The organism is Dyella sp. C11, from assembly GCF_003121485.1.
GTDB lineage: Bacteria > Pseudomonadota > Gammaproteobacteria > Xanthomonadales > Rhodanobacteraceae > Dyella.
This window is the reverse complement of record NZ_QAVX01000001.1, coordinates 46182-57538: the sequence shown is the minus strand read 5'-3', so window position 1 is coordinate 57538 and position 11357 is coordinate 46182. Positions and strand designations below refer to the sequence as shown.

Sequence of the window (11357 nt, the reverse complement as noted above, 5' to 3'; positions counted from 1 at the left end):
CGGCCCTGGCCGACCGGGTGCAGGCGAACCTGTACCCGGCAGCCACCCGGTTCACGGGTCGCGCGTGACCTCGGCCGGCGCCGCGTCACCCACCTTCTGCGCCAGCGGCAGTGCGTCGTTCACCAGGTGCACCAGGAATCGACCCGGCTGCTCCTGCATCATCATGTGCGCGGAATCGGCGAAGACCACCAGCCGCTTCGACGGCGCCTGGATATCGCCGAACCACTTTTCAGCCACCTCGTACGGCGTGGTGTAGTCGTGAGCGCCGACGTAGACAAGCACAGGGCAGCCGAAGTGCGTGACGTGGTCGAAGTCGGTCGTCACCAGCGCGCCGAGCAGATGGTTGAGCGAGTACAGGCTGCCCTTGTCGATGGCTTCCAGGTCGCCCTGGTCGTAATCCGGCGAAAGATGCATCGCGTCGCCGTCGAACTGGAAGTCCTTGCGGCCCCACGCAAGGCCGCCGTAGTACATCTCCCACTTGCTGCGCACGCCGACGCGCTCGGGCGTCAACGGCGCATTGCCCGGATACGGCGCGATGGCTTCCAGCTCGGCGATGGCCTGCGTGTTGTGTTCGGCTTTCGCCTGGCTCAGCGCGAAGTTGTAGCCCACGGCTTCATTACGACGACCATTCACCACCTGGCCCACCGAGATGTACGCGTAGAACCAATCCGGATGCTTCTGCGCCAGCTCCACGCCGAGGATGCTTCCCCACGAATGACCCAGCAGGAAGATCTTCTGCTTGTGGAAGTGCTCGCGCAGGTACTGCGCCACCTGCGCGGCATCGTCCGTCATGCCGGCCACGCTCATGCCCGGCTCCATCGCCTGCTCGGTGTTGGCGCGATAGGTCTTGCCCGCGCCGCGCTGGTCCCATTGCACGACGGTGAAGTAATCCTCCCATGGCGTCTGGAAGGTGTATGCCTCCGGCATGGCCGGCGAGGCCGGGCCGCCATGCAGGAACAACAGGATGGGATTGCGGCGGTCCTTGCCGCGCACGGAGATCCACTGATCGATGCCGTTGATGTGCAGCTTGATCTTCTCGTCGATGCCTTGCGGCGTGATGATCATGCGGTTGCTGTCGAGGATGCGGCGCACTTCGTCGCGCGCGATCATCGACTTGTCCGTCGCGGCAGCGGCGGGCTTGGCGGGTGCATCGTCGGCGCGCACGCGGTCGGCCTGGAACCCGACGGCGAGAAGCAACGTAACGAACATGGATGCACGCAAGATAGTCAAGGCAGCTCTCCTGGCTGGTGTATGCCCGCGAAGCCCCTCAGCTTCGGCGGGTGATTCGGCGACATGCCGCTGTTGATGTCGAAAGAGCAAGCGGCGTGCCAAGCCACGATACGCAGGTGATGCACCGAAGATCAGGCACTTGCGCACAGGCCCGTTGAAAGATCCTGCGTCCGCGGACAACACGGCGGACGTCCGGGCCTGTCCGCCCCACCGGACATCACGCGGGCTACCTTGCCCTTCACTTGCGAGACATCCACGTTCAAGCACACTTGCCGACCTTCGTCGCAAGGTCAGTCGCGTGCCCGTCGCTCACTCCCCACGTCCCGCCATGAACGTGTTCAACCGATCGATCGCCGCGGGCTGTGCATGGCTCGCCGCCGCCCTCGCGCTGCCGGCATGGGCTGAAGCGCCGACGGGCGCCAGCGTAGCCACCAGCACCGGCGGCCAGCTCGCCGTGCAGGTGAACGACGACCGCATGACGATTTCCGTGGCGAAGGTGCCGCAGGTCTATCTCTACGGACCCATCGATGCCGGTGCGGCGCAACGCGTCGAAGCGATGATCCAGTCGCACAAGATTCCCGCGGGCAGCGACATCTACCTCAATTCGCCGGGTGGCGATGCAAACGCAGGCATGGCGCTCGGGCGCCTGTTCCGCGCCAACAACATCGGCACGCACCTGGGCAGCCCGCGACGCGTAGCCGGCCAGCCGGTGATGTCCAAGGAATCGCAATGCGTGGATGCCTGCGCGTATGCGTATGTCGGCGGCCTGTATCGCTGGTCCGCCAGCGGCGCGGACCGCTTCGGCGGACAACCCGTCGCCGGCACCGGCGCCTCGGCGCCAGCCATCCACGACTACCTGAAAGAGATGGGCATCAATCCGCTGGTCTTCGGTAACGCCAGCACCAACGGCACGGTGACGTGGCTCGACGGCGACCTGATGCTGGGCTACGGCGTCGCCAACAATGGCCGGCTGCCACCCAAGGCGGTGAATCAACCCGTGAACGGCATCGCCTCGCTCTCGCTCACGCAGACCACGCGCGATGGCGAGCACAGCCTCACCATGATGTGCCGCAACGACGGCATGACGGTCACTGCGACCTATACCATCGGCGCCGATCACGCGAAGCAGATCGCCGCTCGCGCCACGCAGTATTACTTCGAGATCGACCATCAGCCCGCCACCGAACGCCAGCGCGCCAGCGTCTCGGCCGTGGGCCAGTCCGTCGTGTTCACCCAGCCCTTCACCGAAGCGCAATTGCAGCAGCTGACCACTGCTCGCTCGATCAGCGCCTACCTGTCCGACAAGGGCGGCGCCGTGCGGTACGGGTTCTGGATGGAACTGGACCCGGTGCGCAACGAACTGCTCACCTACACGCGCGGCTGCCAGCAGATCGCCAAGGCGATGGCGGCGCAACCCCACTAAGCGCGCTGCGTTCATCGGCACCCTGAAACGAAAACACCCCGGACCAGCCGGGGTGTTTTTTCATCGATGCCGGTTGATCAGGGCGCTTTCTTCTCGCTGCCCGGATGCGACACGAAGCGCGGCGGCGTGGCTTCGTTGGCAAACTGCCACGTGCTGAGATAAGCCAGCTTGAGGATCTTCGCCATCTTCGGATAGTCGATCTTTTCCGCCGTATCGCTGGGGTGGTGGTAGTCCGGGTGGAAGCCGGTGAACCACCAGAATGCGGGCACGTTGTGCAGCACGAACGGGAACTGGTCGGAGCGGAAGAACACGTTCAGCGCGTACTCGTGGTCGAAGCGGTCATCCAGCACCAGGCCCACGTCGCCGTTCGCCTTGGCCACGGTCTTCTGGTAATCCGGGCTGTAGGCCGCGCCGATCAGGTTGAGGCGATTGCTGGTGTCGGCGGGAATGTCGATCAGGCCTTCGGTTTGCGGACTGGGCTTCTCATCGCGGCCGATCATGTCGAAGTTGATCATGGCGCGCGTGGTGTCCAGCGGACGCAGCGGATGCGCGGCAAGGTAATACGCGCCGAGCAGGCCGCGTTCCTCAGCCGCAAACACCGCGAACAGGATGGAACGCTTCGGCTTGGTCGGGTTCGCGGCAAACGCACGCGCCAGCGTCACCACGCCCACGGTGCCGGAGGCGTTGTCGTCCGCGCCGTGCCAGATCTTGTCGCCGGCCTGGCCGTCGTGATCGTGATGCGCGCTGATGATGATGGTCTCGGGCGCGAGCTTGGGATCGCTGCCTTCGAGCAGGCCCACCGCATTCCACGCGGTGGCTTCGCGACGCGAGCTGTTCTTCAGGTGCAGGCTGACTGTCGTATCCGGCAATGCCAGCGAGCGCGATTTCAGATCCGCATCGATACCCGACTGCATTGCCTTCGGCGTGCTGCCACTGGTGCTCAGCAAAGCATCTTCCACATCAGCGGAGATGACCATGCTGGGAATGTGCACGGGGCTGTCCGCCAGCGCCTGCGCGGGAATCGGGTTCGCCGCGTGTTCCGCCTGGTGGCCGATGCGCTTGCGCACCTCCAGCTGCGAGGGATGGTTGTGCGAGGGTTCCGGCGCCAGCAGCACGGCCACGGCGCCGTGTTCCTGTGCGTTCAATACTTTCACGTAGGCAGTGGCGTAACGCGTGTTGCCGGTGCCGTTGAAGATCGACTTGGGATCGGTCTCTTGCGGCTCGTGATCAAACACCACGACGATCTTCCCTTTCACATCCAGGCCGGCGTAATCGTCGTAGCCAAGCTCCGGCGCGGTGATGCCGTAACCGGCAAACACCACGGGCGCGGAGACATCCTGGTCGGGGGGAAACGCGCCCGACACGTCGGGATCTTTCCAGTCGGTGCTCTTGCCGCCGCGCTTCAGCGTAAGCAACGTGGCCTTGCCATCGGGGCGATATTCGACGAGGGGCACCGCCTGCAGAAAACTGGGCTTGCCCTGTGCATCGGTAGCGGCCGGCTTCAATCCGGCCTTCTCGAACTCGGAGGCAATCCACTGCACCGACGCGTCGTCACCGGGCTGCAGCGACAGGCGGCCTTGCAGCGCGTCGGAGGCCAGGAAGCTGATGTCGGCGTGCAGGTCGCGTTCGCGGATCTGCGCCAGGCCTGGCTGCTCGTTGGCGGGCACCGCGGCCAGCGCGACCGTGGTGAATGTCGCGGCAAGCGCGAAGGCAAGGAACGTGCGAGGCATGGGCACTCCGTCGTGGTGCGGACGGCTGGCCGCCCGGGGGGAATGCAGGTTGCCACGGCCGCGAGAGCCGATCAAACCAGACCAACGTCGCAGCGGCGCGATTACTTGCCCATGAAGTCCGGCTCGCCCGCGGCCGTCCAGGTGAAGGGCATGGCGTAAGGCGCGCGGCGCGCCGTGCACTTCCAGTCGGGACCGCCATTGGCGTGGAAGATGATCCAGTCCTCGCCATCCGGTGTCTTGAAGAAGCCGTTGTGGCCCGGGGCATAGAACTGATGCTTCGTCGAACTGGCGAGCGCCTGCTCGGGCGATTTGTGCCACGACGCGGGATCGAGCAGGTTGGCATGCGCCTCCGCACTCAGCAGCCCGACCGAATAATCGTCGGACCAGCACGCGCTGCCGGAATACGAGAGGAATACCTTGCCGCCCGGTCCTTCGAGAAACTCCGGCGCTTCCAGGATCTTGCGGCCGCCACGCATTTCCCACCATTGCGTGGGATGAGCAATGTCCACCTGCGGCTCGCCCAGCGTCCACGGGTTGGTCATGGGTGCAATGATGAGATCGCTGTGATCGCCCACGTAGGCCGAATAGACGAAGTAACGCCTGTCGCCGTGATCGAACACCGTGCCATCGATGCCGTTGAGTTGCGTCTTGAGCATACCCTTGTCGATCCACTCGCCTTGCATGGGATCGGGCGATGCGTTCTCCAGCACCCACACACGACGATGCGCATCGTCATCGTGCGCCTTGTCCGATGCGGAGTAGTACAGGTACCACTTGCCATCGAGGAAGTGCAGTTCCGGCGCCCAGATGGACGACGAGTTGCCACCCTGCGCCGGTGGCCGCCAGACGACCTCGGGCGCGGCATCCGCCAGATGCGCCATGTCCGTGGTCTTGCGCAGCGAGATGCGATCGCCCTCGGTGCTGGTGTAGTAGTAGACGCCGTCGCGCTGCGTGACCCACGGGTCGGGTCCACTGGGCAACAACGGATGCATGACCTCCGATGCCTGCGCGTGCGCAGCGGATGCGAGCAACATCAAACCAAGCGCGGCAGACAGTCGGTTGATCGTTCCTCGCATGGTTACGGCTTCCCGGTGACCGGCGTGTCGCCGTCCACTTGCAGATAGTCGACGTCCACCACATGCGCACCGCCATCGACGTCGATGGTGTTGAACCCCGGCAACAACGCAGCGGAGACATCAAGCACTTCCCAGCCATCGTCCGCTTTCGACACGCTGCCTTCCGGCAAGCGAGCGCCGTTGACGACCACATCGGGGCGCGCTGCAAGTCCGAGATCGGCAAAGCGCACATGCAGTGCGTGCGTGCCGCCGTTGCTGTTGATCACGAAGCGAAGCCTGCCGTCGGGACCCTGCCCCAGTCGCGCCTTGCGGAAGTTGGATGCCTTCGGATCGGGGACGGCTACCGCGCTGTTGAACTGCGCGTCCTCCGCCTCATAGCGGTGAAAATCGAGCTTCGCGGTGTTGAACAGCACTTCGTTGTGGGCGACGCTCTCCGGCTTGTCCGGCGAGGACGATGTGGTGACATGCAGGAAGCTGCCGTCGTCGCGCAGCAACAGTGCCTGCGTCCAGCCTGCGTGGATGTTGCCTGTGCGCTTCTGCACCGGCGCCCGTACTTCCCACCACGGGCCACGGCCCGAGGCGTTGTTCCAATAGAGATCGCGGCCGCCTTCCTCCGCGCCACCACCGCCACGCTCGGCCGACACCACGATCACGCCTTCCGGGCCACCCACCGGGAACCACTGCGCCACCGGGCACGCGGCAGGCCAGAAGCCGGAGAGCGTCATTACCGGCTCGCCGTGATGTTGCGGATCGCCCCAATCCAGGCCATCGCGGCTGAATTTGATGAACACCTGGCCGTTCTTCGGGCCGTCGATGTTCTCGTACGTCATCGCGTAACGACCATCGCCCAGTCGCGTGACGATGGCCATGCCCGGACGCTGCACGCCACCGGGAATGGCGACGTCCAGTACTTCCTTGCCCCAGTGCTTGCCTCCATCGTCGGACACTTTATGTCCCAACGCCTGGTTGTAGCCCTCGGCTTTGTGCTGCTCGGTGGAGTAGTACGCCACCATGCGGCCGTCATCGAGCACGTGGATGTTCGACTCCCACACGCCCTTGTTGTCCTTGTCTTCCGGATGGCCACCGCCCTTCACGATGGAGCTGCGGTAGTGCCACGTCTTGCCCGCATCGGTGGAGGTATAGACCTGCAGGTCTTCCTCAACGACATGACCCTTCGGATCGTTGCCGGTGGCGTTGGCCGAAAGCACCAGCGTGCCAGCAGGCAAGTCGCCGCTGGCGCGCTGCAACTCGGTGATATGCGGCTGCCAGCGCAATTGCCAGCGCGGGTCTTTCGCATGCGTTTGATCGGTGACGTTCATCAGGAAACGCCAATGATCGCCGCCATCGCGACTTTCCCACAGCGGGACGCCGCCCATGCCGTCCTGCTCGAACGCCATCAACAAGCGTCCCTTGTCTTCGGCTGCGCCGTGCTCGATGAGCGTAATGCTGACATAACCGGAACCGTCGGCGAGATGCGTGCCAACCACCGGTTCGCGTGAATCCTGTGCGTCGGCATGCGTGGAAATCGCAGCAAGCAGGCCCAGGGACAACAGGGAAAGACCGAACGTCGAACGTGTCATGCAAAGGTTCCCGTGTCACGTTGGCGAGCAAGCCGCCGAAAGACATCTCCCAAAAAAATGGCGGGAAGCGGCATGTCACCACCGCCCCCGCCCAGTGGGAGAGATTTACATCTTGAAGCGCACGCCCAGGCCGATCGTCTTGTCCTGGTAGCGGATGTCACGCGGACTGCCGTCGCCATCGCCGAAGTACTGGTGCAGGTTCGCGCCAAAGATGTTGGTCGCGTTGAGCACCACGGTGAAGTACTTGTTGACGTCGTATCCCAGCGAGAAGTCGACCTGGTTGGCGGGCTTCACTTCGTCGTTCACGCCAGCCACGGTCGGCTGGTTGAAGCCGTCGATGAAACGACTGCGGTAGTTGTACGCCAGTCGTGCGGACCAGCCGAACTTTTCGTACATCAACACGGCGTTGCCGTTGTTCTTCGACACGTTCTGCAGCGGCGAGGTGACCACCGGGCCACCGATGAACTGCGGCGAACGCGTGGAGCCTTCGATGTAGGTGTAATTGAACTGCACACCCAGACCATTCAACGGCTCCGGCAGGAAGTCGAAGAACTGCTGGTAGGCGAATTCCGCACCATCGAGATGACCCGAACCCGCACTCTGCGGCGAGCTGAGCTGGTACGGCTGGCCCTGGATGGTCACGTCCGTCACGTAGTTCTGGATGTAGCCGTTGATGTCGCGATAGAACACGCCACCGCTGAGGTAGCCGGCCGGCGCGAAGTACCACTCCAGCGACGCGTCGTAGTTGTTCGAACGGATCGGCTTCAGGTCCGGGTTGCCACTGGCTGCCGCGCCGGCACGGTTGATGGTGCCCGGGTTCAACGACAGCGACGGGTTGAGCTGGCCGAAGTCCGGATAGGTCAACGTCTTGGCTGCCACGAAACGGAACTGCAGGTTGTCCTTGATGTGCAGGTTGAAGCTGAGGTTGGGCAAGTACACCGGTGCACTGGTGCTGTCCGAGAGCGGCGTGTAGATGTTGGTCGACGCGTCATAGGAGAACGCATCGAGATTGCGCTTCACGCGTTCCACGCGCATGCCGGCAAGGCCATCGAAGGGCATGCCCCACAGTTCGTTGCCGTAACCCAGCTGGAAGTAACCGGCGTACGACTTCTCGTCGATCTGGTAGTAGCGACCGGGATTTTCCGGGGCCAGGCCGGTCGGCAGGCCGTACAGCGTGCGGATGGCGTCGGCATTGTTGGTGAGGTAGTTGAAGCAGCCGCTGAGCCACGACACCGGAATCGCCTGCGTGCCCGGCTGGTTGCAGCAATAGCCGCTGGGGAAACGCGCAATCACCTGGTTGGCGGGATTCGGGTTCAACGAGATGTCTCCCGTGCCACCCGGCGGCGGCGTGGAGATCTGCGTGCTGCCCACGTACTCGGCCTTGTGATCGGAATAACGCAGGCCGAAGTCGATGTACTGGAAGAAGCTGCCGTTGAGGTCGTAATTGCCGTCGCCACGCCACGCGGTCTGCGTGCCGCGCTGGTTGTCCCAGTCCTGATAAAGGCCGTTGAGATAGAAGTTGGCCGGATTGCTCGCCGGGTTGCCCACCAGCGACCAGTTGTGGCCGCCGTTCCACACCGTGGTGATCGGCGCCTGCAGGAACGTGTCGATGATGAAGGTCTGCTCGTGGAACGAGCTGGAGTTGAACGACAGGTCGGTCGACAGGTTCAGGCGGTCACCGTGCCACTTGGCACCGATGGCGTTCTGGATGTCGTGACCCCACTCCTGGTGCGCCTGCGTACTGGTGGCCGCGTAGGTGTTGCCCGTCCAGCTGCCGCTGGTCATGTCGCAGATGGTCTGGCCGTAGTACGCCGAACCGGTCAGCTGGTCCGGATAACACGTGTTGCCGACCTTGACGTTCTGCGGGTCCACCGAACCCACCGGGAAGCTGAAGAAGTACGGCTGGTTGTAGTTGTCCGAATCCCAGTCGTACAGGCCTTCGATGTAGATCTCGGTGCTGTCGTTCGGCTTCCACTGCAGCGCATAGTTCATTTCCTGGCGCGTGCGGTCACCGATGTTGTAGTCCGCACCAAAGCCGTTCGGCGCAGCAATCAGGTTGCCGTTGGACGTACGCACGGGGTCGCCGGCGCCGGTGGTCAGCACCTTGGGGAAGTCGTCCCACACGGCGTTGTAGTCGTAGTGCTGCTTGTCGTAGCCCACGTTGATCAACGCGCCGAACTCGCCGATGTCGGTCTTCCAGCGATCACTGAGCAACACACTGCCGTTGGGGTCGGTGTGCGCGGCGTACTTGCTGTTGGTTTCGGTAAACGTCGCGGCGACCTTGGGGCCGTCGAAATCGAACGGACGGAATAGCTGCATGTCGACCATGCCGGCGATGCCGCCATCAGGCAGGCTCGCCTCGCTGGTCTTATAGACCTGCACCGTCTTCACCGCCGTGGACGGCAGGTTCTGGAAGGCGAAAGCGCGACCCACACCGCTGAAAATCTCGCGACCGTCGAGCGTGGTGATCACGTTGGGCAAACCGCGGATCACCACCGAGCTGGTCTCGCCCTGGAAACCCTGCGCCACCTGCACGCCGGTGATGCGCTGGAGCGCATCGGCCACGCTGTTGTCAGGCAGCTTGCCGATGTCTTCGGCCACGATGGAGTCGGTGATCATGCGCGAATCCTGCTTGAGCGTCTGCGCGCTCTGCAGGCTCTCGCGCAACGGCGTTACCACCACGCCGGACAGGTTCACCGCGTCCTTCTGCTGGGCGTCGGCGCTGGTGCCATCCTTCTTGGGCGCGTTGGCCGGCGGCGTGGCATCGGTGGTCGTGGTGGACTGCTGCGGATCGGCGGGCGCGGAAGCCGCCGGTGTATCAGCTGCGTGGGCAACGCCGAACGACGCCGCAATGGCCGCCGCCAGCAAGGTCTTGTGAAGCTGTGTGCGAGTCATGGAAAGCCTCCCCTCAGAGGTCGTTTACCCGCCGGACAAACCGGCGGTGTCGTTATTCAGAACGCCACCGTTCTCCGCGACGGCGTTTGAAGTCGTTGAAAGACGGTGCCTGCTCAGTGGCCGGCACCTGCCGTTTGCATCGGTACGGTAATGGCATCCGCCGGCACGGCGCCGCGCGGCGCGTGCGAAAGCGAGCGAAGAATGTCGATCTCACGCTGGCGATATGGCTTGCCATCCGCGTAGAAAAGATCGTGGAACCACAGGGTCGGCGGCTGCAGCGTGTAGGGACGCTGCCAGGAATCCCATGGCATGTTGGTCTGCGACTTGCCGTTGACGAAACCCCAGTTGACCATGCCCACGTCCGCCTTCTTGGCGATGGGCAACACGCCGTCGATGGTCGATCCGTTGCCGCGCGCCATGTATTCGGTGCAGATCAGCGGACGTCCATAACCCTGCAGCTGTTTCAGGCGACCGACGAACACTTCGGGCCAGCCGTAGTCGTGGAAGCTGATCACGTCGGACTGCTCGACCTGCGTGCGCTCCACGGCGTTGAGCTTCGACACATCGGACCAGTCGTCGTCATGCCACAGGCCGCTGGTGAGCGGCTGCGTGGGCGACGCGCTGCGTGCCCAGGCGAATACCTGCGGCAGCAGCGTGGCGACATGTTCGGTCTTGTTCTTCGGCTCGACCGGATCGTAGTTGCCGCCACCCGGGTTGTCGGGTTCGTTCCACACGTCCCACGCCAGGATGCGCTTGTCGTTGGCGAAGCTGCCCACGATGTCCTTCACGTACTGCTGAAGCCGCGGGTATTGGCTGGCGTCGGTCATCGCCACGCCGGGGCTCTGGACCCAACCGGAGTTATGCACGCCAGGAATCGGCGGACGCTGCGGACCGAGTTTCGGTTCCGGGTCCCAGCACGAGTCGAACAGCACGAAGATCGGTTTGATGCCGTGCTTGTCGGCAATGGCGAGGAACGTGTCGATGCGCTTCTTGAAGCCCGCCGCATCCTGCTGCCAAAGCAGGTCATGCAGGAAGACGCGCATGGTGGTCATGCCCGACTGCTGCGCCCAGCCCAGTTCCTGGTCGATGCGCGCGGGGTTGAAGGTGTCGGCCTGCCACATTTCCAGCTGGTTGATGGCGTCGGACGGAAGGTAGTTGCTGCCCAGCGGCCACGCCTGCTTGGCGTACCAGGCCTTGGCTTCGGCCGGCGTCCAGCGTTGCGTTGCATCGCGCGCATGGGTCGGCGCGGCGATAGTTGCCGCCAGGCCCAGTGCCACTGCCAAAAGTGCGTACTTCATCAGCTCTCCCTCGAAGGCGCCGGACCTCGTCCAGGCGACGCATTGGTTACGCGTGGCCGCTTTTTGAAGACAAAGCGACCCTGAGAGCGCCTTCACAGGCGCCCTTCTCTCGATTGCTCGTCAGG

Annotated in this window: 7 protein-coding genes; 1 reads left to right on the top strand and 6 read right to left on the bottom strand. The window is 63.8% G+C overall.

What is annotated here, in order from left to right; all coding sequences use genetic code 11:
* Positions 1 to 51: 51 nt before the first annotated feature.
* Positions 52 to 1230 carry an alpha/beta hydrolase gene (locus DK366_RS00215; protein WP_232820855.1) on the bottom strand — a complete coding sequence of 393 codons (1179 nt, stop codon included), beginning with the start codon at positions 1228 to 1230 and terminating at the stop codon, positions 52 to 54.
* 328 nt (positions 1231 to 1558) lie between these two features.
* On the opposite strand from DK366_RS00215, the gene DK366_RS00210 reads away from it, so the two are divergent.
* Positions 1559 to 2653 carry a hypothetical protein gene (locus tag DK366_RS00210; RefSeq protein ID WP_109123507.1) on the top strand — a complete coding sequence of 365 codons (1095 nt, stop codon included), beginning with the start codon at positions 1559 to 1561 and terminating at the stop codon, positions 2651 to 2653.
* 77 nt (positions 2654 to 2730) lie between these two features.
* Here DK366_RS00210 and DK366_RS00205 read toward each other — a convergent pair whose 3' ends face one another.
* The 5 genes from DK366_RS00205 to DK366_RS00185 form a co-directional block, all read right to left on the bottom strand.
* The gene (locus tag DK366_RS00205; RefSeq protein WP_109123506.1) at positions 2731 to 4383 is read right to left on the bottom strand and encodes a M20/M25/M40 family metallo-hydrolase; all 1653 of its coding nucleotides are present in this window, start codon (positions 4381 to 4383) and stop codon (positions 2731 to 2733) included.
* A 101-nt stretch (positions 4384 to 4484) separates the two neighbouring features.
* The gene (locus DK366_RS00200) at positions 4485 to 5459 is read right to left on the bottom strand and encodes a glycoside hydrolase family 43 protein (protein ID WP_109123505.1); all 975 of its coding nucleotides are present in this window, start codon (positions 5457 to 5459) and stop codon (positions 4485 to 4487) included.
* A 2-nt stretch (positions 5460 to 5461) separates the two neighbouring features.
* Positions 5462 to 7039, bottom strand: coding sequence for an exo-alpha-sialidase (locus DK366_RS00195; RefSeq protein WP_109123504.1), 1578 nt, complete (start codon positions 7037 to 7039; stop codon positions 5462 to 5464).
* Positions 7040 to 7144: 105 nt separating this feature from the next.
* A complete protein-coding gene (locus DK366_RS00190; RefSeq protein WP_109123503.1) occupies positions 7145 to 9934 on the bottom strand; it encodes a TonB-dependent receptor in 2790 nt (929 codons plus the stop codon).
* A 113-nt stretch (positions 9935 to 10047) separates the two neighbouring features.
* Positions 10048 to 11232, bottom strand: coding sequence for a cellulase family glycosylhydrolase (locus DK366_RS00185; protein ID WP_109123502.1), 1185 nt, complete (start codon positions 11230 to 11232; stop codon positions 10048 to 10050).
* Positions 11233 to 11357 lie beyond the last annotated feature (125 nt).

Coding starts and splice junctions, on each gene's coding strand:
- DK366_RS00210 (WP_109123507.1), top strand. CDS start 1,559: ATGAACGTGTTCAACCGATCGATCGCCGCGGGCTGTGCATGGCTCGCC.
- DK366_RS00205 (WP_109123506.1), bottom strand. CDS start 4,383: ATGCCTCGCACGTTCCTTGCCTTCGCGCTTGCCGCGACATTCACCACG.
- DK366_RS00200 (WP_109123505.1), bottom strand. CDS start 5,459: ATGCGAGGAACGATCAACCGACTGTCTGCCGCGCTTGGTTTGATGTTG.
- DK366_RS00195 (WP_109123504.1), bottom strand. CDS start 7,039: ATGACACGTTCGACGTTCGGTCTTTCCCTGTTGTCCCTGGGCCTGCTT.
- DK366_RS00190 (WP_109123503.1), bottom strand. CDS start 9,934: ATGACTCGCACACAGCTTCACAAGACCTTGCTGGCGGCGGCCATTGCG.
- DK366_RS00185 (WP_109123502.1), bottom strand. CDS start 11,232: ATGAAGTACGCACTTTTGGCAGTGGCACTGGGCCTGGCGGCAACTATC.